General features: G+C 54.5%; 22 protein-coding genes and 2 tRNA genes. 20 read left to right on the top strand and 4 right to left on the bottom strand.

The features are described 5' to 3' along the window. Positions 1–94 precede the first annotated feature (94 nt). From pmrB to dacB, 3 genes are read right to left on the bottom strand one after another with little or no spacing between them, the layout of a single operon-like run. Positions 95–1,159: a two-component system sensor histidine kinase PmrB gene (gene pmrB, locus WN53_RS10535; RefSeq protein WP_024483365.1), complete on the bottom strand. Its 1,065-nt coding sequence runs from the start codon at positions 1,157–1,159 to the stop codon at positions 95–97. Next, complete coding sequence (gene pmrA / locus WN53_RS10540) at positions 1,156–1,818, bottom strand: two-component system response regulator PmrA (RefSeq protein WP_024483366.1); 663 nt, start codon at positions 1,816–1,818, stop codon at positions 1,156–1,158. The genes pmrB and pmrA overlap by 4 nt, the downstream gene beginning before the upstream one ends. 11 nt (positions 1,819–1,829) lie before the next feature. Next, positions 1,830–3,263, bottom strand: coding sequence for a serine-type D-Ala-D-Ala carboxypeptidase (gene dacB, locus WN53_RS10545; RefSeq protein ID WP_021807522.1), 1,434 nt, complete (start codon positions 3,261–3,263; stop codon positions 1,830–1,832). Positions 3,264–3,552: 289 nt separating this feature from the next. On the opposite strand from dacB, the gene greA reads away from it, so the two are divergent. After that, positions 3,553–4,029 (top strand): transcription elongation factor GreA, encoded by a 477-nt coding sequence (gene greA, locus WN53_RS10550; RefSeq protein WP_021179044.1) that lies wholly within the window; start codon positions 3,553–3,555, stop codon positions 4,027–4,029. A 115-nt stretch (positions 4,030–4,144) separates the two neighbouring features. Here greA and yhbY read toward each other — a convergent pair whose 3' ends face one another. Continuing rightward, a complete protein-coding gene (gene yhbY, locus WN53_RS10555) occupies positions 4,145–4,438 on the bottom strand; it encodes a ribosome assembly RNA-binding protein YhbY (RefSeq protein ID WP_021807520.1) in 294 nt (97 codons plus the stop codon). 143 nt (positions 4,439–4,581) lie between these two features. Between yhbY and rlmE the strand changes: the two genes are divergently transcribed. The 19 genes from rlmE (at position 4,582) to yedF (ending at position 24,268) form a co-directional block, all read left to right on the top strand. After that, the gene (gene rlmE / locus WN53_RS10560; RefSeq protein ID WP_021179046.1) at positions 4,582–5,211 is read left to right on the top strand and encodes a 23S rRNA (uridine(2552)-2'-O)-methyltransferase RlmE; all 630 of its coding nucleotides are present in this window, start codon (positions 4,582–4,584) and stop codon (positions 5,209–5,211) included. Between the two features lie 56 nt (positions 5,212–5,267). Continuing rightward, the gene (gene ftsH, locus WN53_RS10565) at positions 5,268–7,199 is read left to right on the top strand and encodes an ATP-dependent zinc metalloprotease FtsH (RefSeq protein WP_024529076.1); all 1,932 of its coding nucleotides are present in this window, start codon (positions 5,268–5,270) and stop codon (positions 7,197–7,199) included. A 138-nt stretch (positions 7,200–7,337) separates the two neighbouring features. Next, complete coding sequence (folP, locus tag WN53_RS10570; protein WP_024483367.1) at positions 7,338–8,171, top strand: dihydropteroate synthase; 834 nt, start codon at positions 7,338–7,340, stop codon at positions 8,169–8,171. Positions 8,172–8,178: 7 nt separating this feature from the next. Continuing rightward, positions 8,179–9,516, top strand: coding sequence for a phosphoglucosamine mutase (glmM, locus tag WN53_RS10575; protein ID WP_024483368.1), 1,338 nt, complete (start codon positions 8,179–8,181; stop codon positions 9,514–9,516). Positions 9,517–9,765: 249 nt separating this feature from the next. Next, a complete protein-coding gene (gene secG, locus WN53_RS10580; RefSeq protein WP_024483369.1) occupies positions 9,766–10,101 on the top strand; it encodes a preprotein translocase subunit SecG in 336 nt (111 codons plus the stop codon). Between the two features lie 69 nt (positions 10,102–10,170). Beyond that, positions 10,171–10,257: transfer RNA gene (locus WN53_RS10585), tRNA-Leu, on the top strand. Positions 10,258–10,317: 60 nt separating this feature from the next. Continuing rightward, a tRNA-Met gene (locus WN53_RS10590) sits at positions 10,318–10,394 on the top strand. 217 nt (positions 10,395–10,611) lie between these two features. Further along, positions 10,612–11,064 (top strand): ribosome maturation factor RimP, encoded by a 453-nt coding sequence (gene rimP / locus WN53_RS10595; RefSeq protein WP_024483370.1) that lies wholly within the window; start codon positions 10,612–10,614, stop codon positions 11,062–11,064. 21 nt (positions 11,065–11,085) lie between these two features. Continuing rightward, positions 11,086–12,594, top strand: coding sequence for a transcription termination factor NusA (gene nusA, locus WN53_RS10600; protein WP_024483371.1), 1,509 nt, complete (start codon positions 11,086–11,088; stop codon positions 12,592–12,594). Between the two features lie 23 nt (positions 12,595–12,617). Continuing rightward, a complete protein-coding gene (gene infB, locus WN53_RS10605; RefSeq protein WP_021807516.1) occupies positions 12,618–15,305 on the top strand; it encodes a translation initiation factor IF-2 in 2,688 nt (895 codons plus the stop codon). 70 nt (positions 15,306–15,375) lie between these two features. Continuing rightward, the gene (rbfA, locus tag WN53_RS10610; protein ID WP_024483372.1) at positions 15,376–15,786 is read left to right on the top strand and encodes a 30S ribosome-binding factor RbfA; all 411 of its coding nucleotides are present in this window, start codon (positions 15,376–15,378) and stop codon (positions 15,784–15,786) included. Then, a complete protein-coding gene (gene truB, locus WN53_RS10615; RefSeq protein WP_024483373.1) occupies positions 15,786–16,730 on the top strand; it encodes a tRNA pseudouridine(55) synthase TruB in 945 nt (314 codons plus the stop codon). The genes rbfA and truB overlap by 1 nt, the downstream gene beginning before the upstream one ends. A 115-nt stretch (positions 16,731–16,845) precedes the next feature. Beyond that, a complete protein-coding gene (gene rpsO, locus WN53_RS10620) occupies positions 16,846–17,115 on the top strand; it encodes a 30S ribosomal protein S15 (protein WP_010279698.1) in 270 nt (89 codons plus the stop codon). A 240-nt stretch (positions 17,116–17,355) separates the two neighbouring features. Continuing rightward, on the top strand, positions 17,356–19,476 hold the full coding sequence (gene pnp / locus WN53_RS10625; RefSeq protein WP_024483374.1) for a polyribonucleotide nucleotidyltransferase: 2,121 nt from the start codon (positions 17,356–17,358) through the stop codon (positions 19,474–19,476). A gap of 127 nt (positions 19,477–19,603) precedes the next feature. Then, on the top strand, positions 19,604–20,488 hold the full coding sequence (nlpI, locus tag WN53_RS10630; RefSeq protein ID WP_021179056.1) for a lipoprotein NlpI: 885 nt from the start codon (positions 19,604–19,606) through the stop codon (positions 20,486–20,488). Between the two features lie 123 nt (positions 20,489–20,611). Continuing rightward, positions 20,612–20,686, top strand: coding sequence for a protein YrbN (yrbN, locus tag WN53_RS29145; RefSeq protein WP_223499600.1), 75 nt, complete (start codon positions 20,612–20,614; stop codon positions 20,684–20,686). Beyond that, positions 20,676–22,634: a DEAD/DEAH family ATP-dependent RNA helicase gene (locus tag WN53_RS10635; RefSeq protein ID WP_024483375.1), complete on the top strand. Its 1,959-nt coding sequence runs from the start codon at positions 20,676–20,678 to the stop codon at positions 22,632–22,634. Before yrbN ends, WN53_RS10635 begins: the two co-directional genes overlap by 11 nt. A 183-nt stretch (positions 22,635–22,817) precedes the next feature. Continuing rightward, a complete protein-coding gene (yedE, locus tag WN53_RS10640; protein WP_024483376.1) occupies positions 22,818–24,032 on the top strand; it encodes a selenium metabolism membrane protein YedE/FdhT in 1,215 nt (404 codons plus the stop codon). Next, positions 24,029–24,268 (top strand): sulfurtransferase-like selenium metabolism protein YedF, encoded by a 240-nt coding sequence (gene yedF, locus WN53_RS10645; RefSeq protein ID WP_021179059.1) that lies wholly within the window; start codon positions 24,029–24,031, stop codon positions 24,266–24,268. Before yedE ends, yedF begins: the two co-directional genes overlap by 4 nt. Positions 24,269–24,284 lie beyond the last annotated feature (16 nt).

Consider the following 24,284-nt stretch of genomic DNA (forward strand, 5'->3'; position numbering starts at 1 on the left):
AAAGTAAGGGCTCGGTTCGATGAACCGGGCCCTTGTTGTTTTTTGGACGGCTGAAAATCTGTTACGTAGGGGGCTGCATGCTGCGCCCTGGTGTTTACTGATTCAAAATATTATCGGGTAACCAGCACTGTGCATCCAGGCCGTTGGTATCGGTGCGGTTTTCCAGACGTAGACAGCCACGGTGCAACTGAACGATACGGATCACGATATTCAATCCCAGCCCGCTGCCACCATAACGCTGGTCCATCCGGCGGAAGGCCTGAGTCAACTCTCCCGCCATCTCTTGTTTGATACCCGGCCCCTCGTCGAGAACCTGTAAGCGTTGTCCATTATTCTCGGGGGTGAGCTGAACACGAATGACACTCTTCTCAGGGCCATAACGGTGCGCATTTTCAACCAGATTACGCAGCATCAGGCGCAGCAGCACCGGATCGCCATGGGTCGGGGCACTGGCTGGCAGTTGCCAGGCAATCTTTTGTCCGCGTAGAGCGGCAAGCTCCTCCAGCTCACCTTGCAGTGGCTTGATAACGTTGGCCACCCAGTCAAACTGTTGGTAATGGCCGCTGGCGAAATCCTGCCCGGCGCGCGATAGCATCAGCAATTGCTCAACCACGTGCATTAGTTGGTCAATGCGGGCGATCAGTTGCTTACTACCCGTGATCCCCTGTTGCTCCATGAGTTCCAGATGCAAACGGATCCCCGCCAGCGGCGTGCGTAATTCATGGGCCGCATCGGCCGTAAACAGGCGTTCCTGCTGGATGGTATGGTCAAGCCGTGACAATAACTGATTCAATGCCTTGGTGACCGCCACCACCTCTAGGCTGTCGTTAGATACTGGCAAAGGGGTCAGATTATCTGCCGAACGTTTCTCGAGCTTGTCCTGCAGTTGATTCAGCGGCCGGATAATCCAACTGATGGCCCAGAAGGAGGCCAGCAAGGTCACCACCATCATGATCAATGAGGGAGCTAGCAGAGAAGCTATCGCTTCGGCAATCTCGGTATCGACCCGCTCGTTGCGGACTTTGGCTGAGAGGGTTTCATCTACCAGGAAACTGATCTGCTCCTGGCTTTCGTGCCATAACCAAAATGCGCTGATGAGCTGGGTGACCAGCAGGATCAGGGCCAACATCAGCAGCAAACGACGGCGCATGCTGATCAAGATGCGGGCTCCAGACGGTAACCGATGCCACGTATGGTACGGATACGATCTTTGCCCAGTTTACGGCGCAAGTTGTGCATATGCACTTCGAGGGTGTTCGAGCCCAGATCGTCGTTCCAGGTATAGAGATCCTGTTGCAACAGCTCACGGTTGACGGTTTGCCCGGCCCGCATCATCAGACGCGACAGAATGGCAAACTCTTTCGGCGTGACGTCTATCGCCTGCTGTTGCAGATACACCTGCTGGCTGGACAGGTTGAGCGTCAGATCGTCCTGTTGCAGCAGGTTATCGCTGTGGCCCTGATAGCGGCGGATCAAAGCGCGCACCCGGGCTTGCAGCTCAATCAGCGCAAAGGGTTTGACCAGATAGTCATCGGCACCGGCATCCAGGCCATCGACACGGTCTTGCAACGCGTCACGAGCGGTGAGGATCAACACCGGGATGCTGATGTGTTGACGACGCCACTGCCGCAGCAGGGTGGCACCGTCAATATCTGGCAGGCCGAGGTCAAGGATCACCATACTGTACTGGCTGGTGACGATCAGGCTATTGGCCTGCGCACCTGTGGCCGCACAATCACAGGCGTAGCCTTCGTTGGACATTGCCAACGCCACGCCTTGCTGCAATAACTCATCGTCCTCAACAATCAGTAACTTCATGCCCTTGGGCCTCAATTGTTCTGATAGATATCCCGATACAACCGGCTTTCGAAACGCACCAGCGGCGCTCGGCGCTGTTTCTGATCTTCTGGTGGCACTGCGTATCCAGAGAGATATTGGACAAAGGCAAGGCGCTGACCGCTGGCCGTAGTGATAAAGCCGGCCAGGTTATAGACCCCTTGCAGCGCCCCGGTTTTGGCAGAAACCTTACCGTCGACCCCGGCTTCGTGCAGGCCACCGCGATAGCGCAGCGTGCCATCATAACCGGACAGCGGCAGCATCGAGATAAAGTTGAGCTCGCTGTCGTGCTGAGCAATATATTGCAACGCCTGCATCATGGTAGCAGGTGCCAGCAGGTTGTGGCGCGACAGGCCAGAGCCGTCCACCACGATGCTGTTACCCAGATCTACCCCGGCCTTCTGGCGCAGAACCTGGCGTACTGCATCTGCCCCCGCGCGCCAGGTGCCCGGTACGCCAAAGCGTTCATGGCCGATGGTGCGAAACACGGTATCGGCAATCATGTTGTCCGACTTCTTCAGCATGATTTTCAGCAGGTCATGCAACGGTGCAGACTGCGTCTGGGCGATCACCGTGCCCGTCATGCCTGGCTGGGTTTGGCGCTTCAAATGGCCGCCAATCTGGATCCCTGACTTGACCAACTCATCTTTCAGGATGGCGCCGGCATAGCTGGCCCCGTCTTGAATGGCGAATGCCAACGGCAGTGGCTCACTGCGCTGGGTCAGGCATCCCGTCAGTGTAAAGCGGTTCAATTCGCCCGGAACCACATCCAGTTCACAATATTGGGCATCCGGAGAGCCTTTCGCCAGCGTTCTTACCTGGCTGAACATATTGACCGGGTAGAATGAAGCCACGCGAATAAACGCCATCTCACCGGGGTTAGGGGCGCTGTAAAGGGAAACCGAGAAACAGTTGCGATCGACAATCGCTGCCGCTGGCGGGGCGCTGAAGCACTGGGTCATATCGTTCCAGGGCCAGCCGGGCGCTTTGTCATGGCTGGCAAATACCGAGGTATCGACCAGCACATCGCCGCTGATTTCGCGCACTCCCTGTTTTTTCAGTTCCGCCACCATATTGCGCAGATTCTGCCGCTTGAAGGTGGGATCTCCGCTGAAACGGGCGATAAGGTTGCCACGCAACACGCCATCCGTGATGTTGCCCTGACTTTCCAGTGTCGTGGTGAAGCGATAATCCGGCCCGAGCTGCAACAAAGCCGCCAGCGCGGTAAGCACCTTCTGGGTGCTGGCCGGGAGTGCCATTTGCTGTGAGTGATAGTCGATGGTTGGCGTGGTCGCGCCAATCTTCTGAACGATCAGGGCCAGGTTCGCCCCATCAGGCAAATATTGGGTGTAATCTTCAACCGGGGCCGCATGGGCATTAACAGCAAATGCGCAGGCCAATACACTGACAATTCGTGAAAAACGCATAATCTCGGGGTAACAGCTGGATAACGTGCTGTCATACTACGGTGCATCAAGGGATAAAGTAAACGATGACCCTTAAGGAACTCTAGGCTAAAATGCGTATCAAAATGCAAAATCGACGCTGACTTGGAGCAAACCTCCGAGCTCGGTTTCTTTTGTTTATCGCCTGGAGACGGAAGGCGCAACGCCTGCCGTAATTTCATACGAACACGTCAGGATGACGCTAATGCCCTGGGGATGCTTGCTACACCACGGGTATATTTGAACAGGATAGATTTAGAGGTATTTAACGATGAAACAGATCCCGATGACCTTGTTTGGCGCAGAACAGCTGCGTGAAGAACTAGAATATTTGAAAGGTGTGCGTCGCCCGAAAATCATTGCCGACATCGCCACCGCACGCGAACACGGTGACCTGAAAGAAAACGCCGAGTACCATGCCGCTCGTGAACAGCAGGGTTTCTGTGAAGGGCGTATCCAGGAAATCGAGGCCAAACTGTCCAATGCGCAGGTGATCGACATCACCAAAATGCCTCAGACTGGCCGCGTGATTTTTGGCGCTACCGTCTCGGTGATGAACCTGGATAGCGAAGATCAGGTGACTTACCGCATCGTGGGTGATGATGAAGCAGACTTTAAGAAAAATCTTATCTCTGTCAACTCACCGATGGCTCGTGGCCTGATTGGCAAAGAGCAGGATGATGTTGTTGTCATCAAAACCCCGGGTGGTGATGTAGAATACGAAATCCTGAAAGTGGAATATCTTTAATTTCGCCCGAGTTGGTTAAAAGTTCAGCAGGGTTTTGTAAAGAAAGGAAAAAGGCCGCAAGCGGCCTTTTATCTGAGCCCGGCGCATGGCACCGTCTCAGCAAACAGATTGCGGATTAGCGCGGCAAAGTGATCTTGCGCTCTTTCGACGGGCGGTAAAGAATAAGCGTACTGCCGATCACTTGCACATTGCAGGCACCCGTTTCACGCACAATAGCGTCGGCGATCAGGGTTTTGGTTTCGCGATCTTCGGCAGCAATTTTTACTTTGATCAGCTCGTGATGCTCCAGAGCCAGCTCAATTTCAGCCAACACCCCTTCGGTGAGACCGTTATTACCCAGCATGACCACCGGTTTTAACGGATGTGCCAGGCCTTTCAGGTGTTGTTTTTGTTTATTATTCAGATTCATTGTCTTTTTTGCTTAAGTTGGGATTGAAAACGGTACATTCTACCGCCATCTCATGTGTATCACCAAATCGGTCTGCACCGAATTGAGTTTACGTGAGAAGCGAACCTGGCATGAGACTCTTTTTAGGATAGTTGGAATACTCGATGGCAAATAAAAAGCGTTCGGCCAGTTCCAGTCGCTGGCTCCAAGAACACTTTAGCGATAAATATGTGCTTCAGGCACAGAAAAAAGGGCTGCGCTCGCGCGCCTGGTTTAAACTTGATGAAATACAGCAAAGTGACAAACTGTTCAAGCCGGGTATGACGGTCGTTGATTTGGGGGCTGCACCGGGCGGTTGGTCGCAATATGTGGTAACCCAGATTGGTGGTAACGGGCGTATCATTGCCTGTGATATTTTGCCAATGGATCCTATCGTTGGCGTCGATTTCCTTCAGGGCGATTTTCGTGATGAACTGGTCCTCAAAGCACTGTTGGAACGTGTAGGTGATAGTAAGGTTCAGGTAGTCATGTCTGACATGGCCCCGAATATGAGCGGCACCCCGGCGGTCGATATCCCAAAATCGATGTATCTGGTGGAATTAGCACTGGAAATGTGTCGTGATGTTCTCGCACCAGGCGGTAGTTTCCTGGTGAAGGTGTTCCAGGGAGATGGTTTTGACGAGTACCTACGGGAAATTCGCTCCCTGTTTACGAAGGTTAAGATTCGTAAGCCAGACGCTTCTCGCGCACGTTCGCGTGAAGTGTACATTGTAGCGACAGGGCGGAAACTGTAGTACCCTAACGCTGTTTGTTAACACAGTTGTAATATGAGGTTAATCCCTTGAGTGACATGGCGAAAAACCTAATTCTCTGGCTAGTCATCGCGGTCGTTTTGATGTCGGTATTCCAGAGCTTTGGGCCCAGCGAGTCTAATGGCCGTAGGGTAGATTACTCTACCTTCATGACCGAACTGACCCAAGATCAGATCCGTGAAGCGCGCATTAATGGGCGTGAAATCAACGTTGTCCGTAAAGACAGCAACAAGTACACCACTTACATTCCGGTCAACGATCCGAAGTTGCTGGATACGTTGTTAACCAAAAACGTGAAAGTTGTTGGTGAGCCACCGGAAGAGCCAAGTTTGCTGGCTTCCATCTTTATTTCCTGGTTCCCAATGCTGTTGTTGATTGGGGTCTGGATCTTCTTCATGCGGCAAATGCAGGGCGGCGGCGGCAAGGGCGCGATGTCCTTCGGCAAGAGCAAGGCCCGCATGCTGACGGAAGACCAGATTAAAACCACTTTTGCCGACGTTGCAGGCTGTGACGAAGCAAAAGAAGAAGTGAGTGAACTGGTAGACTACCTGCGCGAACCGAGCCGTTTCCAGAAGCTGGGCGGTAAGATCCCGAAAGGCGTGCTGATGGTTGGCCCTCCGGGTACCGGTAAAACCCTGCTGGCGAAAGCGATTGCCGGAGAGGCGAAAGTCCCGTTCTTCACCATTTCCGGTTCTGACTTCGTCGAAATGTTCGTCGGTGTGGGTGCATCCCGCGTCCGTGACATGTTCGAACAGGCCAAGAAAGCGGCACCGTGCATCATCTTTATCGATGAAATCGACGCCGTAGGTCGCCAACGTGGTGCAGGTCTGGGCGGCGGTCACGATGAACGTGAGCAAACGCTGAACCAGATGCTGGTTGAGATGGACGGCTTTGAAGGCAACGAAGGCATTATCGTCATCGCGGCAACCAACCGTCCTGACGTACTGGACCCTGCGTTACTGCGTCCAGGCCGTTTCGACCGCCAAGTGGTGGTTGGGCTGCCAGACGTACGTGGCCGTGAGCAAATCCTGAAGGTGCACTCACGTCGTGTGCCGTTGGCGCCAGATGTTGATGCTTCTGTGCTTGCACGTGGTACTCCGGGCTTCTCCGGTGCGGACTTGGCCAACCTGGTCAACGAAGCGGCCCTGTTCGCAGCACGTGGCAACAAGCGCGTGGTGTCGATGGTGGAATTCGAAAAAGCCAAAGACAAGATCATGATGGGTGCGGAACGTCGCTCCATGGTGATGACGGAAGCACAGAAAGAATCGACCGCCTATCACGAAGCGGGCCACGCCATCATTGGCCGCCTGGTTCCTGAGCATGACCCGGTGCATAAAGTCACGATTATTCCTCGTGGCCGTGCGCTCGGCGTGACCTTCTTCCTGCCGGAAGGGGATGCGATCAGCGCCAGCCGTCAGAAGCTGGAAAGCCAAATTTCCACCCTGTACGGTGGCCGTCTGGCAGAAGAAATTATTTACGGGCCGGAAAAAGTCTCTACCGGTGCATCGAACGACATTAAAGTCGCTACCTCGATCGCCCGCAACATGGTGACCCAATGGGGCTTCTCAGAGAAGCTGGGGCCATTGCTGTATGCGGAAGAAGAGGGCGAGGTGTTCCTGGGCCGCTCCGTGGCCAAGGCGAAACACATGTCGGACGAAACCGCACGTATCATCGACCAGGAAGTCAAATCCCTGATTGAGCGCAACTACATTCGCGCACGTGCGTTGCTGATGGAAAACATGGACATCCTGCATTCGATGAAAGATGCACTGATGAAATATGAAACCATCGATGCACCACAAATCGACGACCTGATGAACCGTAAAGATGTGCGTCCGCCAGCAGGTTGGGACGACGTGGCGAAAAGCAACAACTCCGACAACGGTGGCACACCAAAAGCGCCAACGCCGGTAGATGAGCCGCGTACGCCAAACCCAGGCAACACCATGTCTGAACAGCTCGACAAGTAACATCGGCTGTAGCGTAAAATAAAACCCCGGCCAGCCGGGGTTTTTTATTGCTGGCTGAAAATTGCGACCTCTCCTGGGTGAGAGGGGCGGGATCCACTCCAGGCAACAGAGTAGTATTGACTCCAAGGTAGATTAATCATGCAGTTAACCGTGCGCGACCAAATCCTCGATCTTAACCATCCTCGAGTGATGGGGATCCTCAACGTTACCCCAGACTCCTTCTCTGACGGCGGGCGACATAATTCGCTGAATGATGCTCTGCTGCATGCGCATGCGCTGATTTCGGCGGGTGCAACGATGATAGATGTAGGGGGCGAGTCCACGCGCCCGGGTGCTGCCGAAGTCAGTGAAGAAGAAGAGATTGAGCGCGTCGTGCCGGTAGTTGAAGCCTTGGCGCAGCGGTTTGAGATTTTTATCTCGGTGGATACCTCAAAAGCCGGCGTGATCCGCGAATCCGCCAAAGCTGGCGCGCATCTGATCAACGACGTTCGCTCATTGCAGGAGCCTGGTGCGCTGCAGGCAGCCGCCGAAAGCGGTCTGCCAGTGTGCCTGATGCACATGCAAGGCGAGCCGCGTACCATGCAACAGGCACCACATTACGATGACCTGATGGCGGACGTTAATGCGTTTTTCCAGCAGCATATCGACCGCTGTATTGCAGGCGGCATAGCAAAACAGAAATTGTTACTCGACCCAGGCTTCGGTTTCGGTAAGAATTTAGCGCATAATTATCAGCTTCTGGCCCGATTGGCGGAATTTCATCACTTTGGCTTGCCACTGTTGGTGGGGATGTCGCGTAAATCGATGATTGGGCAGCTATTGAATGTCCCACCCGAACAGCGGGTTATCGGCAGCGTGGCCTGTGCGGTGATTGCCGCGATGCAGGGGGCGCAGATAGTCAGAGTGCATGATGTCAAAGAAACCGTCGAGGCGATGCGTGTCGTCGAGGCAACACTTTCAGCTAAGGGATAGTAGAGACATGAGCGAACGCAAATACTTTGGTACCGACGGCATTCGTGGCAAGGTGGGTGACAGCCCGATAACCCCTGAGTTCGTCCTCAAGCTGGGTTGGGCGGCCGGTAAGGTATTGGCGCGCCATGGTTCCCGCAAAATCATCATCGGTAAAGATACCCGAATCTCTGGCTATATGCTGGAGTCGGCGTTGGAAGCCGGGCTGGCGGCGGCGGGGCTGTCCGCTTCGTTTACCGGCCCGATGCCAACCCCAGCGGTAGCTTATCTGACCCGAACGTTCCGTGCGGAAGCCGGGATCGTGATTTCTGCCTCACATAACCCATTTTACGATAACGGCATCAAGTTCTTCTCCATCGACGGCGCCAAACTGCCTGACGATGTGGAGGAAGCGATTGAAGCGGAAATGGAAAAACCGCTGACCTGCGTCGAATCTGCCGAGTTGGGTAAAGCCAGCCGCATTGTCGATGCCGCAGGGCGCTATATCGAATTCTGTAAAGGCACCTTCCCGAGCGAACTGAGCCTGAACGGGCTGAAGATCGTGGTGGACTGCGCCAACGGTGCTACCTATCACATTGCCCCAAGCGTTTTGCGTGAGCTGGGTGCCACGGTGATCGCTATCGGCTGTGAGCCGGATGGCATGAACATCAACGAAGAGTGTGGCGCTACCGATGTGCGTCAACTGCAGGCGCGCGTGTTGGAAGAACAGGCACATGTTGGCCTGGCCTTTGATGGCGATGGCGACCGCGTGATGATGGTGGATCACCTGGGTAACAAGGTCGACGGCGATCAGATCCTTTACATTATCGCTCGTGAAGGCCTGCGCCAGGGGCAACTGCGCGGTGGTGCTGTGGGGACCCTGATGAGCAACATGGGCCTGGAGCTGGCACTGAAGCAGCTCGGTATCCCGTTTGCCCGTGCCAAGGTGGGAGACCGTTACGTACTGGAAAAACTGCAAGAGCTGGGCTGGCGCATTGGGGCGGAAAACTCCGGCCACGTGATCCTGCTGGACAAAACCACCACCGGGGACGGTATCGTCGCTGGCCTGCAAGTGTTGACGGCAATCGTGCGGAATAACATGAGCCTGCACGACCTGTGCAGCGGTATGAAATTACTGCCACAGATCCTGGTCAACGTGCGCTTTGTCGGTGAGCATAACCCACTGGAGTCAGAGGCGGTGTTGAAGGTCGCTGAGCAGGTCGAAGCCGAATTGGCGGGTCGTGGCCGTGTACTGCTGCGTAAATCGGGCACTGAACCGCTGATCCGCGTGATGGTGGAAGGCGAAGATGAACAGCAGGTTATCGCGTTGGCGCACCGTATCGCCGATGCGGTCAAGCTGGCAGGTTAACACGCTGTTTTTACGCAGGTACGCCGTCAGTGCCTGCGTAATTTCCCGATTAGCCCTGCTTTTGCTGTTTTTTTCCGCAAACGCATCGGCGGTTGCAAATTGCCCTTGCGCGCTTTGATGGCTTTGGTTAGTATTCACACCCGCTTCAGTGGGCTGTTTTAGTGACACGCCACGCCTTCTTTAGTTTGGAAGCATCTGGGGTGAGAAGCATTTGGCACGCGGTGAACCCGCAAGGATACAGGTACCACTATGTACGAAGCTCTTCTGGTAATTTTCTTGCTGATATCGATCGGGCTAGTCGCTCTGATCATGCTACAGCAAGGTAAAGGCGCTGATATGGGAGCCTCATTCGGAGCAGGTGCTTCTGGCACATTCTTCGGATCGACCGGTTCAGGCAACTTTATGACCCGCATGACGGCTGTTCTGGCGACGCTGTTCTTCGTCATCAGTCTGATCCTGGGCAACCTGAGCACCAATCAGGGCAAGAAAGGCAGCGAGTGGGAAAACCTGGGTCAGCCAGCGCAAACTGAGCAGACTAGCACTCCGGCAGCACCAGCTAAGCCGGTCAGTGATATCCCGCAGTAAGCCGCTGAAAAGTTTTAAAACGGTTGTTTTCGACCTCAATAGAAACAGCCGTTAGCAGTAAAAATCAGTACCGAGGTGGTGGAATTGGTAGACACGCTACCTTGAGGTGGTAGTGCCCTAACGGGCTTGTGGGTTCGAGTCCCATCCTCGGTACCAAATCCCAGAGATAACTTGCGTTTTTGCAATTATCGGCGTAATATTTGCCACGTTTTCGGACGCGGGGTGGAGCAGCCTGGTAGCTCGTCGGGCTCATAACCCGAAGGTCGTCGGTTCAAATCCGGCCCCCGCAACCACTTTCCTTTAAGTGTTTATTTTCAAATACACTTTTCGATTGAATTCCGCTTTTCTCGATCAACATTTGAAAATGACACTTGCTAGAAAGTTGCACCGAAGCCGCTTTGCGGCAAACAGGGTCCAGTTGCATAAAGCCCCGAATTTTCGGGGTTTTTTGTTATTTGGCAACAGAATCACTGGGCTATTAGGCCCTTTTTTTATGTCTTGGGGGTGGGCTTGTCCACATTAGAGCAAAAATTAACAGAGATGCTTTCCGCACCGGTAGAGGCGTTGGGCTTTGAGCTCGTAGGCATCGAATTTATTCGGGCGCGCCAATCGACACTACGCATCTATATTGATAGTGACAACGGAATCAATGTTGATGATTGCGCTGATGTCAGCCACCAGGTCAGCGCTGTACTGGACGTCGAAGATCCGATCACGGTCGCTTACAACCTGGAAGTCTCCTCTCCTGGCCTTGAGCGCCCTATGTTTACCGCGGAACACTATCAACGTTTTCTCGGTGACGAAGTCAGCGTTGTTCTGCGTATGGCGATACAAAACCGCCGCAAATGGCAGGGCATCATCAAGTCTGTAGAAGGCGAGATGATCACGGTTACTGTGGATGGGAAAGATGAAGTGTTCGCGCTGAGCAATATTCAGAAAGCGAACCTGGTACCCCACTTTTAAAGTTTGGATGAGGCAACTAGGATGAACAAAGAGATTCTGGCTGTTGTTGAAGCAGTTTCCAATGAAAAATCCCTACCACGTGAGAAGATTTTCGAAGCCCTGGAAACCGCTTTAGCCACCGCCACCAAGAAAAAATATGAGCAGGAAATCGAGGTCCGTGTCAGCATTGACCGCAAGACTGGCGATTTCGACACCTTCCGCCGTTGGGTTGCCGTTGATGAAGTGACCCAGCCAACGCGTGAGATCACGCTGGAAGCTGCACAGTATGAAGATCCGTCTATGGAATTGGGCGGTTATATCGAAGATCAGATTGAATCTGTGACCTTCGACCGTATCACCACTCAGACCGCGAAGCAGGTCATCGTACAGAAAGTGCGTGAAGCCGAGCGCGCGATGGTGGTTGACGCCTTCCGCCAACACGAAGGTGAGATCGTCACCGGTGTGGTGAAAAAAGTTAACCGTGACAGCATAGCGCTGGATCTGGGTAGCAACGCCGAAGCGGTCATTGGCCGTGAAGACATGCTGCCACGCGAAAACTTCCGCCCGGGTGACCGTATCCGCGGTGTACTGTACGCAGTTCGTCCGGAAGCGCGCGGTGCGCAACTGTTCGTCAGCCGTTCCAGCCCGGATATGCTCAAAGAGCTGTTCCGCATCGAAGTGCCGGAAATTGGCGAAGAAGTGATTGAAATTAAAGCGGCAGCCCGCGATCCTGGCTCCCGTGCAAAAATTGCCGTGAAAACCAACGACAAGCGTATCGACCCGGTCGGTGCCTGTGTCGGTATGCGCGGTGCCCGCGTCCAGGCCGTTTCGAGCGAGCTTGGCGGGGAACGTATTGATATCATCCTATGGGATGATAACCCTGCACAGTTCGTCATTAACGCCATGGCCCCGGCAGATGTTGCCTCGATCGTGGTGGATGAAGATCGGTGCACGATGGACATCGCCGTTGAAGCCAGCAACCTGGCACAGGCGATCGGCCGTAATGGCCAAAACGTGCGTTTAGCTTCCCAACTGTTGAAACAGCATCGTGATGATGATCGCTGGGAACTGAACGTGATGACGGCGGACGATCTGCAGGCCAAGCATCAGGCCGAGGCTCATGCCGCCATTGATACCTTCACCAAGTATCTTGATATCGACGAAGATTTCGCCACCGTTCTGGTCGAAGAAGGCTTCTCTACTCTGGAAGAACTGGCTTACGTGCCAATCAAAGAGCTGCTGGAAATCGACGGTCTGGATGAAGATATGGTTGAAGCGTTGCGCGATCGCGCCAAAGCTGCATTGACCACGCTGGCCCTGGCACAGGAAGAAAGCCTGGGCGACCAAAAACCTGCTGATGATTTGCTCAACCTTCCGGGTCTTGAGCGCAGCATGGCCTTTAAACTGGCCGCGCGTGGGGTTTGTACGCTGGAAGATCTTGCCGAGCAGGGTGTTGACGATCTGGCTGATATTGAAGGGCTTAGCGATGAGCAAGCCGGCGAGCTGATTATGGCCGCACGTAATATCTGTTGGTTTGGCGACAACGCGTAATAACTGTAGCAGGAAGGAACAGCATGACGACAGATGTAACCGTAAAATCGCTGGCAGCAGAGATACAGACACCGGTTGATCGCCTGGTACAGCAGTTTGCTGATGCAGGGATCAACAAGTCTGAGACCGACTCTGTGACACAGCACGAGAAAGAAACCTTATTGGCGCACCTGAACCGTGAACACGGTAGTGCGCCAAGCAAACTCACGTTGCAGCGCAAAACGCGCAGCACCTTGAATATTCCGAGCACCGGCGGTAAGAGTAAATCGGTGCAAATTGAGGTCCGCAAGAAACGCACTTATGTAAATCGCGATCCGCAGGAAGCCCAACAGGCTGAAGCGGCTGAGCAGGCACAGCGTGAAGCGGAAGAGCAGGCAAGGCGCGAAGCGGAAGAGCTAGCGAAACGCGAAGCAGAAGCTAAGCGCGCAGCCGAAGAGCAAGCCAAACGTGAGGCCGCGGAGATTGCTAAGCGTAATTCAGCGGAAAAAGAAAAAGTGACCAATCAACATACCGACGAAATGACCAAGCCAGCTCAGGCAGAAAAAGCACGCCGTGAAGCCGAAGCCGCCGAACTGAAACGTAAAGCGGAAGAAGAAGTACGCCGCAAGGTGGAAGAAGACGCCAAACGCGTAGCGGAAGAAGCGCGCCGTATGGCCGAAGAAAACGGTGAGAAGTGGGCCGAAGCCGAAGCAGCAAGCGCTGCGGTTGAAACAGCCGACTACCACGTAACCACCTCCGAGCACGCTCGTGCTGCCGAAGACGAAAACGACGCCAAAGTTGAAGGTGAGCGCCGTAGCCGTACTCGTGGTGGCAAAGCGACCAAACAGAAGAAAGGCAACAAGCTCTCTGAGTCTAAAGCAGACCGCGAAGAAGCTCGCACCATGACCCGTGGCGGTAAAGGCAAGCGTAAGCCAAGCACCCTGCAGCAGGGCTTTAACAAGCCAGCTCAGGTAGTGAACCGTGACGTGGTGATCGGCGAGACCATCACCGTTGCCGAACTGGCTAACAAGATGGCGGTAAAAGGTTCTCAGGTCATCAAAGCGATGATGAAGCTGGGCGCCATGGCCACCATCAACCAGGTCATCGACCAGGAAACCGCACAGCTGGTTGCCGAAGAGATGGGCCACAAAGTTATCCTGCGTCGTGAGAACGAGCTGGAAGAAGCGCTGATGAGCGACCGTGACACCGGCGCTGGCGCCGAGTCTCGTGCGCCAGTCGTGACCATCATGGGCCACGTTGACCATGGTAAAACCTCTCTGCTCGACTACATCCGCTCCACCAAGGTGGCAGTTGGCGAAGCCGGTGGTATTACCCAGCACATCGGTGCTTACCACGTAGAAACCGAAAACGGCATGATCACCTTCCTGGATACCCCAGGCCACGCAGCGTTTACCTCAATGCGTGCTCGTGGTGCTCAGGCGACCGATATCGTGGTTCTGGTGGTAGCAGCAGACGACGGCGTGATGCCACAAACCATCGAAGCCATTCAGCATGCTCAGGCGGCTAAAGTGCCATTGGTGGTTGCGGTTAACAAAATTGACAAGCCAGAAGCCGATCCAGACCGCGTCAAGCAAGAGCTGTCTCAGTATGGCGTTATGCCAGAAGAGTGGGGCGGTGAAGCTCAGTTCGTTCACGTATCTGCGAAAGCCGGTACCGGTATCGACGAACTGTTGAACGCTATCCTGCTGCAGGCCGAAGTTCTCGAACTGAAAGCGGTTCGTAGCGGCATGGCGAGCGGTGTGGTAATCGAATCCTTCCTGGATAAAGGCCGTGGCCCAGTGGCTACCGTACTGGTACAGGAAGGGACGCTGAACAAGGGCGATATCGTCCTGTGTGGCTTCGAGTATGGCCGTGTTCGTGCGATGCGTGACGAATTGGGCCGTGAAGTGACCTCTGCCGGTCCTTCTATCCCAGTTGAGATCCTGGGCCTGTCCAGCGTTCCTGCTGCGGGTGACGAAGCGACCGTAGTGCGTGACGAGAAGAAAGCGCGTGAAGTTGCGCTGTACCGTCAAGGCAAGTTCCGCGAAGTTAAACTGGCTCGCCAGCAGAAATCTAAACTGGAGAACATGTTCGCGAACATGACCGAAGGTGAAGTTTCTGAACTGAACATCGTGCTGAAAACCGACGTACAGGGTACCTGTGAAGCGATTTCCGATTCACTGCAGAAACTCTCCACCGACGAAGTGAAGGTGAAGATTGTGGGTTCTGGCGTAGGTGGTATCACCGAAACCGACGCGACCCTGGCTGCGGCATCCAACGCCATCATCCTGGGCTTCAACGTGCGTGCGGATGCTTCTGCCCGCCGCGTGATCGAGTCAGAAAGCCTGGATCTGCGTTACTACTCCGTGATCTATAACCTGATCGACGAAGTGAAGCAGGCGATGAGCGGTATGTTGGCGCCTGAGTACAAACAGCAGATCATCGGTCTGGCTGAAGTACGTGATGTGTTCAAATCACCTAAGTTCGGCGCTGTTGCCGGCTGTATGGTGACCGAAGGCAACATCAAGCGTCACAACCCAATCCGCGTGCTGCGTGACAACGTGGTTATCTATGAAGGCGAGCTGGAATCCCTGCGCCGCTTCAAAGATGACGTTAACGAAGTCCGTAACGGTATGGAATGTGGTATCGGCGTTAAGAACTACAACGACGTGCGCGTTGGCGACATGATCGAAGTGTTCGAAATCATCGAGATCCAGCGTACTATCGCTTAAGCCTCGAAAAACGCTTAAATCTGTTTTTAGGGGGGCCTTGTGCCCCCCGATTTGTCTGGAGGGTTTCCAAATGGCAAAAGAATTCAGCCGCGGTCAACGCGTGGCACAAGAAATGCAAAAAGAGATTGCGATGATCTTGCAGCGTGAAGTCAAAGATCCGCGTGTCGGCATGGCTACCGTTTCAGGTGTTGAAGTGTCTCGCGATCTGGCTTACGCCAAAGTTTACGTCACCTTCCTGAACGTGCTGACCGAAAACCACGATCCGGATCTGGTGACCAACGGCATTAAAGCGTTGCAGGATGCCTCTGGCTATATCCGTACGCTGCTGGGCAAAGCGATGCGCCTGCGCGTAGTGCCGGAACTGACCTTCTCCTACGATAACTCACTGGTTGAAGGCATGCGTATGTCCAACCTGGTGACCAACGTAGTGAAGAGCGATGCCGAACGTCGCAATGCATCAGGCGATGAAGAGGAGGCTTAATGAGTCGCCCTCGCCGTCGCGGCCGTGACATTCACGGCGTACTGCTGCTGGACAAACCGCAGGGCTTGTCGTCTAACGATGCCCTGCAAAAAGTAAAGCGTATCTACAATGCCAACCGCGCGGGCCACACCGGCGCGCTCGATCCACTGGCAACCGGTATGCTGCCAATCTGTCTGGGTGAGGCCACCAAGTTCTCCCAGTACCTGCTCGATTCCGATAAGCGTTACCGCGTGATTGCCCGTTTGGGCCAGCGAACGGACACCTCGGATGCCGATGGCCAGATCGTGCAGGAGCGGCCGGTAAACTTCACCCAAGCGCAGCTTGATACCGCGCTGGACACCTTCAGGGGTAACATCCAGCAGGTGCCTTCGATGTATTCCGCACTGAAATACCAGGGCAAAAAGCTGTACGAATATGCTCGCCAGGGTATCGAAGTCCCGCGTGAAGCACGTAGTATCACCGTGTATGAGTTGCAGTTTATCCGCTGGGAAGGGGATGAACTTGAGCTGGAAATTCACTGCTCAAAAGGCACCTACATCCGTACCATCACGGATGACCTCGGTGAACTACTGGGCTGTGGAGCGCACGTGATTTATCTGCGCCGTCTGCAGGTGGCGAAGTACCCGATCGCCCGCATGATCACGTTGGAACAGCTGAATGCGCTAGTGGAGCAGGCACAGGAGCAGAGCATTGCGCCGAGCGAACTGCTCGATCCGTTGCTGATGCCGATGGACAGCCCGGCCGAAGACTTCCCTGAAGTGAACCTGCTGCCAGCGGTAGCGGGTTACGTCAAGCAAGGGCAGCCGGTGCAGGCCGCAGGGGCTCCGGCCTCGGGTCTGGTGCGCATTACCGAAGGCGAAGAACGTAAATTTATCGGCATTGGCGAGATTGCCGATGATGGCCGAGTCGCGCCGCGCCGCCTGGTTGTCGAATATTTCGACTGACCTGCCCGCCTTGCGATCGCCCTGCGCTAAGAGTAGAATGGCGCAGCTTATGCATTGGGTTGCTGAATTAGAGATCGGCGCCTGTATTTATTATCTATAATTTTGGAGTATGACAATGTCTCTAAGTGTTGAAGCTAAAGCTAAAATCGTAGCTGACTTCGGTCGTGGTACTAACGACAGCGGTTCTACCGAAGTTCAGGTTGCCCTGTTGACTGCGCAGATCAACCATCTGCAAGGCCACTTCTCAGAGCACAAAAAAGATCACCACAGCCGTCGTGGTCTGCTGCGTATGGTTTCTCAGCGTCGTAAGCTGCTGGACTACCTGAAGCGTAAAGATGTAGCACGTTACACCAGCCTGATCGAGCGTCTGGGTCTGCGTCGCTAATCGAGCAAGTTTCAGTAGAAAGGGGCCAAATGTGGCCCCTTTCTTCTAGGAAGCATAAGCAAATCAGGTTAATGTATTACTGAGGATCTTCCGTTACAGAGGTTCGCGCGGCTAATGAGAGGCTTTATCTCATGAGAGATAAGGATTGTCATTAGTCGCGAGGATGTAGTGAGAAGGTCAGTGAACCACAGGCGTGTCGAGTCGAAGAACGATTGCGCGCCACCAATTAAGGATTAAATTTTGCTGACTCCGATTATTCGCAAATTCCAGTATGGCCAACACACCGTGACGCTTGAGACCGGTATGATGGCACGTCAAGCCACTGCTGCCGTGATGGTGAGCATGGATGACACCGCAGTATTCGTCACCGTAGTAGGCCAGAAGAAAGCCAAACCAGGCCAGAGCTTCTTCCCTCTGACCGTGAACTATCAGGAGCGTACCTACGCTGCTGGCCGTATCCCGGGTAGCTTCTTCCGTCGTGAAGGCCGTCCGAGCGAAGGCGAAACCCTGACTTCCCGTCTGATTGACCGCCCGATCCGCCCACTGTTCCCAGATAGTTTCCTGAACGAAGTGCAAGTGATCGCCACCGTGGTTTCCGTGAACCCACAGGTAAACCCAGACATCGTCGCGATGATCGGTGCCTCTGCTGCCCTGAGCCTGTCCGGTATTCCGTTCAATGGCCCAATCGGTTCTGCTCGCGTGGGTTACATCAACAATCAGTACGTACTGAACCCAACCACTGACGAGCTGAAAGAAAGCAGCCTGGATCTGGTGGTTGCCGGTACCGCTGGTGCAGTACTGATGGTGGAATCCGAAGCTGACGTGCTGAGCGAAGATCAGATGCTGGGCGCAGTCGTGTTTGGCCATGACCAACAGCAAATCGTTATCGAAAACATTAACGCTCTGGTTGCTGAAGCAGGCAAGCCGAAGTGGGATTGGCAGGCACCAGCGGTTAACGAAGCGCTGCATGCGCGCGTAACCGAGCTGGCCGAAAGCCGTCTGGGCGATGCTTACCACATCACCGAAAAACAAGAGCGTTACGCTCAGGTTGATGCGATCAAAGACAGCGTAGTGGAAACTCTGCTGGCGCAAGACGAGACTCTGGACGCGTCTGAAATTCAGGACATCCTGGGCACCGTTGAGAAAAACGTCGTACGTAGCCGTGTGCTGCGTGGCGAGCCGCGTATCGATGGCCGCGAGAAAGACATGATCCGTGGTCTGGACGTGCGCACTGGCGTTCTGCCGCGTACCCACGGTTCCGCACTGTTCACCCGTGGTGAAACTCAGGCGCTGGTTACCGCCACTCTGGGTACCGCGCGTGACGCACAGAACATTGATGAGCTGATGGGCGAGAAAACCGACAGCTTCCTGTTCCACTACAACTTCCCTCCGTACTCTGTTGGTGAAACCGGCATGGTTGGTTCACCGAAGCGTCGTGAAATCGGCCATGGTCGTCTGGCAAAACGTGGCGTTTTAGCTATGATGCCTAAACCAGAAGATTTCCCGTACACCGTGCGTGTGGTGTCTGAAATCACCGAATCCAACGGTTCTTCTTCAATGGCTTCCGTCTGTGGTGCATCTCTGGCACTGATGGATGCGGGTGTGCCAATCAAGGCAGCCGTTGCAGGTATCGCAATGGGCCTGGTGAAAGAAGACGAAAACTTTGTCGTACTGTCTGACATTCTGGGTGACGAAGATCACCTGGGCGACATGGACTTCAAAGTGGCCGGTAGCCGCGATGGTATCACCGCGCTGCAGATGGACATTAAAATTGAAGGTATCACCCGCGAAATCATGCAGGTGGCTCTGAACCAGGCCAAGGGTGCGCGTCTGCACATTCTGGGCGTGATGGAACAGGCTATCAGCACGCCACGTGGCGATATCTCCGAGTTCGCACCGCGTATTCACACCATCAAGATCAATCCAGACAAGATCAAAGATGTGATCGGTAAAGGTGGTTCAGTCATCCGTGCGTTGACCGAAGAAACTGGCACCACCATCGAAATTGAAGATGACGGTACAGTGAAGATTGCTGCGACCGACGGCGACAAAGCGAAGTTCGCTATCCGCCGCATCGAAGAGATCACCGCTGAGATCGAAGTTGGCCGTGTGTATCAGGGTAAAGTGACCCGTATCGTTGATTTTGGTGCCTTCGTGGCCATCGGCGGCGGTAAAGAAGGCCTGGTGCACATCTCTCAAATCGCCGACAAGCGCGTTGAGAAAGTGACCGACTATCTGCAGATGGGTCAGGAAGTACCGGTTAAGGTACTGGAAGTTGATCGCCAGGGCCGTGTGCGTCTGAGCATCAAAGAAGCTACAGCGCCAGAATCCGCTGCGGCTCCAGCACCAGAAGCAGAATAACTGTATCAACAGTTTTACAGCTCCCTGCCGTAGGGCAGGGGCTGTTCTTATCACGTGGGTAGGATACTCGCGTATTAGCAAGCGGAGGACAGGACGTTCATCCAATGTTTGTCTTCGGGAGTGGGAAATGAAGCCTTTCTTGCGCTGGTGTTACGTTGCGACAGCACTATTGCTGGCAGGATGCAGCAACCATGATTGGCGTAAAGACGAAGTTCTGGCTATTCCGTTGCAGCCCACGCTGCAGCAGGAAGTGATCCTGGCGCGCATGGAACAAATACTTGCCAGCCGGGCATTAACGGACGATGAGCGAGCACAGCTTTTATATGAGCGCGGTGTGCTGTATGATAGTCTGGGTTTACGTGCTCTAGCGCGCAATGACTTTTCACAAGCGCTAGCGATACGTCCTGATATGCCAGAAGTTTTCAACTACCTGGGCATTTACTTAACGCAGGCAGGCAATTTTGATGCTGCCTATGAAGCGTTTGATTCTGTACTAGAGCTTGATCCAACTTACAATTACGCGCGTTTAAACCGGGGCATCGCACTGTATTATGGCGGCCGCTTCCCGTTGGCGCAGGATGATCTGCAGGCGTTTTATCAAGACGACCCAAACGATCCCTTCCGTTCGCTGTGGCTTTATCTGGTGGAGAGAGAAATCGATCCCAAGATGGCTACCGTATCGCTCCAGCAGCGTTATGACAAATCGGACAGAGGGCAATGGGGATGGAATATTGTCGAATTCTACCTGGGCAAAATCAGCGAAAAAACGCTGATGGAACGCCTCAAGGCAGATGCAACGGATAACACTTCGCTCGCTGAGCATCTCAGTGAAACTGACTTCTATTTAGGTAAGCACTACCTAAGTCTGGGGGACAAGGACACCGCTTCGGCGCTGTTCAAACTGACGGTGGCTAACAACGTTCATAACTTTGTTGAGCACCGCTATGCATTGTTGGAATTGGCGCTGTTGGGCCAAGAACAAGACGACCTATCGGAATCGGACCAGCAATAGCTGACGGACACTTATCAGCCTGATTTACATTGGTTTTTTGACCAAAGTAATCGCCTTAACGGGCGAGGGCTTTTTTGTCTGTTTTATAATCTAATTTGAGCCGGTTCACACTTTTCAATGAAAATGACTGAAAATTTTCTCGACGAGTTATGTAGACTGGCTGCCATTATTAATGAGGCACGTGTACATGACTACTGAGCTTGAAACCTCTTTTGCTGACCTGGGGCTGTCTGCTCCGATCATTGCTGCCCTGACCGATCTGGGCTACGAAAAACCATCACCGATCCAGGCTGAGTGTATTCCTCACCTGTTGAACGGTCGCGACGTGCTGGGCATGGCGCAGACCGGTAGTGGTAAAACTGCGGCGTTCTCGCTGCCCCTGCTGCACAACCTCGATGCAGCCCTGAAAGCACCACAAATCCTGGTACTGGCTCCAACCCGCGAACTGGCGGTTCAGGTTGCTGAAGCCATGACCGATTTCTCCAAGCACATGCATGGCGTTAACGTGGTGGCCCTGTACGGTGGCCAACGTTATGACGTGCAGCTGCGCGCTCTGCGTCAGGGCCCGCAAATCGTAGTAGGGACCCCGGGCCGTCTGCTGGACCACCTGAAACGTGGCACCCTGAACCTGTCTGGCCTGAAAGGCCTGGTTCTGGACGAAGCCGACGAAATGCTGCGCATGGGCTTTATCGAAGACGTAGAAACCATCATGGCGGAGATCCCGGCTGAACATCAGACCGCGCTGTTCTCTGCGACCATGCCGGAAGCGATCCGTCGTATTACCCGTCGCTTCATGAAAGATCCACAGGAAGTGCGCATTCAGTCCAGCATCACCACTCGCCCGGACATTAGCCAGAGCTACTGGACCGTGCAGGGCATGCGTAAAAACGAAGCGCTGGTGCGTTTCCTGGAAGCTGAAGATTTTGATGCGGCGATCATCTTCGTACGTACCAAAAATGCGACCCTGGAAGTGGCCGAAGCGCTGGAGCGCAGCGGTTACAACAGCGCCGCACTGAACGGTGATATGAACCAGGCGCTGCGTGAGCAAACCCTGGAACGTCTGAAAAGTGGCCGTCTGGATATTCTGATCGCCACCGACGTTGCCGCTCGTGGTCTGGACGTTGAGCGTATCAGCCTGGTAGTAAACTATGACATCCCTATGGATTCAGAGTCTTACGTTCACCGTATCGGCCGTACCGGTCGTGCTGGTCGTGCTGGCCGCGCGCTGCTGTTCGTAGAAAACCGCGAACGCCGCCTGCTGCGCAACATCGAACGCACCATGAAGCTGACCATCCCTGAAGTTGAGCTGCCAAACGCAGATCTGCTGGGTGAGCGCCGCTTGGCCAAGTTTGCCGCTAAAGTTCAGCAGCAGCTGGAAAGCAGCGATCTGGATATGTACCGTGCGCTGCTGGCTAAGCTGCAGCCGGGTGAAGATCTGGATATGGAAACGCTGGCCGCTGCACTGCTGAAGATGGCGCAGGGCGAACGTCCTCTGATCCTGCCACCAGATCCAGTGTTCAAACCGCGTCAACGTCGTGAGTTCAACGACCGTGATGATCGCGGTGGCGAGCGTAGCAACGACCGTCGTCGTGATGCACGTCCAGACAGCCGTGATGGCGGCGCTGAGCGTCCACGTCGCGAACGTCGTGACGTTGGTGAAATGCAGCTGTACCGCATTGAAGTTGGCCGTGATGACGGCGTGGAAGTTCGTCATATCGTTGGCGCGATCGCTAACGAAGGTGACATCAGCAGCCGTTACATCGGTAACATCAAGCTGTTTGCTTCCCACTCCACCATCGAGCTGCCAAAAGGCATGCCGGGCGAGATCCTGAATCACTTTACTCGCACTCGCATTCTGAACAAGCCGATGAACATGCAATTGCTGGGCGATGCGCAGCCGCATGAACGTCGTGAGCGTCCTGCCGGTGGTAACGGTGGTGAGCGTCGTGGCGGTGCCCGTCCATTCAACGGCGAGCGTCGCGAAGGTGCACCAGCACCACGCCGTTCTTTCGGTGAGCGTCGTGAAGGCGGTAATGCTGCCGGTGGCGAACGCCGTGGCGGTAACTTCAACCGTGACAAGCCAGCACCACGCCGTGACGATGCAGCAGCTCCTGCCGCACCACGTCGCCGTTTCGGTGATGCATAATTGCTGACAACCCCTTACGGGTTAACAGCGTAGGGGCGCCGCATGCAGCGCCCTGACATTGATACGTTGTCAGTATGATCAAACCAGTCTTCGGACTGGTTTTTTTTTGCCTGGCATCTCAGTTAATACCGCTAAAGGGCGTATCATTCGCAAGGTTTATCTTACGGATGCACAGGAGCTGCCGTGAACTGGCAACAATTCAAATCTCAATACCTGGTGCGCTTTTGGGCGCCCCTACCGGCGGTGATTGCCGCCGGGATCCTCTCGACCTACTATTTCGGCATGACCGGCACCTTCTGGGCGGTTACCGGCGAATTTACCCGCTGGGGCGGCCATATCTTGCAGTGGTTGGGTTTCCACCCCGAGCAGTGGGGCTATTTTAAGGTGATCGGCCTACAGGGCACACCACTCGACCGTATCGATGGGCGCATGATTATCGGCATGTTTGCGGGGTGCATCGCCGCCGCGCTGTGGGCCAACAACATCAAATTACGTATGCCGCAGCACCGCATCCGCATTGCACAGGCGTTGCTGGGCGGCATTATTGCCGGTTTTGGCGCGCGTTTGGCGATGGGGTGTAACCTGGCGGCCTTCTTTACCGGTATTCCACAGTTCTCTTTACATGCCTGGTTTTTTGCCCTGGCAACGGCGGCTGGTTCTTACTTCGGTGCCAAATTTACCTTGCTGCCGATGTTCCGTATTCCGGTCAAGCTGCAAAGAGTGAAAGCGGCCTCACCGTTGACGCAAAAACCTGAGCAGGCACGCCGTCGTTTCCGTTTGGGTATGGTGGTTTTCTGCCTCACGGTGGCCTGGTCATTATGGACGCTGTTTGATGCGCCGAAACTTGGCATCGCCATGCTGTTTGGTATCGGTTTTGGTCTGCTGATTGAACGGGCACAGATCTGCTTTACCTCGGCGTTCCGCGATCTGTGGATCACTGGCCGTACGCATATGGCCAAGGCCATTATTATCGGCATGGCGGTCAGCGCCATCGGCATCTTCAGCTATGTGCAACTGGGCGTCTCGCCGAAGATCATGTGGGCCGGGCCCAACGCGGTACTAGGCGGCCTGCTGTTTGGCTTTGGTATTGTGCTGGCGGGCGGCTGCGAAACCGGCTGGATGTATCGTGCGGTGGAAGGCCAGGTCCATTACTGGTGGGTGGGATTGGGCAACATTATCGGCGCCACGCTGCTAGCCTACTACTGGGACGATCTGGCACCAGCCTTGGCGACCAATTACGACAAGATTAACCTGCTGGACACCTTCGGGCCGATCGGCGGTCTGCTGGTGACCTATCTGCTGCTGGCCATCGCCTTTGCCGCGATGCTGTGGTGGGAGAAACGCTTTTTCCGCGCCAAGCCAGATGCGCAGGTGGTGAACTTAAGGAGTGAAGTATGAAACAGACAGAGATCGTGCCGGATTACCGGTTGGATATGGTGGGAGAGCCTTGTCCTTATCCGGCGGTGGCCACGTTAGAGGCTATGCCGCAGTTGAAGCCGGGCGAAATACTGGAAGTGATCAGCGATTGCCCGCAGTCGATCAATAATATCCCGCTCGATGCCCGTAACCATGGCTACAAGGTACTGGATATTCAGCAGGATGGGCCAACCATTCGCTACCTGATCCAACGTTGATAGAACAAGGGCACCA

Origin of the sequence: Serratia fonticola, from assembly GCF_001006005.1 — a bacterium.
In the GTDB taxonomy this organism is placed as follows: Bacteria; Pseudomonadota; Gammaproteobacteria; order Enterobacterales; family Enterobacteriaceae; genus Chania; species Chania fonticola.

Bases quoted from the DNA above. Each gene is read 5' to 3' on its own strand.
- glmM (WP_024483368.1), top strand. From the start codon at position 8,179: ATGAGCGAACGCAAATACTTTGGTACCGACGGCATTCGTGGCAAGGTG.
- infB (WP_021807516.1), top strand. From the start codon at position 12,618: ATGACGACAGATGTAACCGTAAAATCGCTGGCAGCAGAGATACAGACA.
- yedF (WP_021179059.1), top strand. From the start codon at position 24,029: ATGAAACAGACAGAGATCGTGCCGGATTACCGGTTGGATATGGTGGGA.
- pmrA (WP_024483366.1), bottom strand. From the start codon at position 1,818: ATGAAGTTACTGATTGTTGAGGACGATGAGTTATTGCAGCAAGGCGTG.
- greA (WP_021179044.1), top strand. From the start codon at position 3,553: ATGAAACAGATCCCGATGACCTTGTTTGGCGCAGAACAGCTGCGTGAA.
- nusA (WP_024483371.1), top strand. From the start codon at position 11,086: ATGAACAAAGAGATTCTGGCTGTTGTTGAAGCAGTTTCCAATGAAAAA.
- secG (WP_024483369.1), top strand. From the start codon at position 9,766: ATGTACGAAGCTCTTCTGGTAATTTTCTTGCTGATATCGATCGGGCTA.
- dacB (WP_021807522.1), bottom strand. From the start codon at position 3,263: ATGCGTTTTTCACGAATTGTCAGTGTATTGGCCTGCGCATTTGCTGTT.
- WN53_RS10635 (WP_024483375.1), top strand. From the start codon at position 20,676: ATGACTACTGAGCTTGAAACCTCTTTTGCTGACCTGGGGCTGTCTGCT.
- rlmE (WP_021179046.1), top strand. From the start codon at position 4,582: ATGGCAAATAAAAAGCGTTCGGCCAGTTCCAGTCGCTGGCTCCAAGAA.
- rpsO (WP_010279698.1), top strand. From the start codon at position 16,846: ATGTCTCTAAGTGTTGAAGCTAAAGCTAAAATCGTAGCTGACTTCGGT.
- folP (WP_024483367.1), top strand. From the start codon at position 7,338: ATGCAGTTAACCGTGCGCGACCAAATCCTCGATCTTAACCATCCTCGA.
- rbfA (WP_024483372.1), top strand. From the start codon at position 15,376: ATGGCAAAAGAATTCAGCCGCGGTCAACGCGTGGCACAAGAAATGCAA.
- yhbY (WP_021807520.1), bottom strand. From the start codon at position 4,438: ATGAATCTGAATAATAAACAAAAACAACACCTGAAAGGCCTGGCACAT.
- ftsH (WP_024529076.1), top strand. From the start codon at position 5,268: ATGGCGAAAAACCTAATTCTCTGGCTAGTCATCGCGGTCGTTTTGATG.
- nlpI (WP_021179056.1), top strand. From the start codon at position 19,604: ATGAAGCCTTTCTTGCGCTGGTGTTACGTTGCGACAGCACTATTGCTG.
- truB (WP_024483373.1), top strand. From the start codon at position 15,786: ATGAGTCGCCCTCGCCGTCGCGGCCGTGACATTCACGGCGTACTGCTG.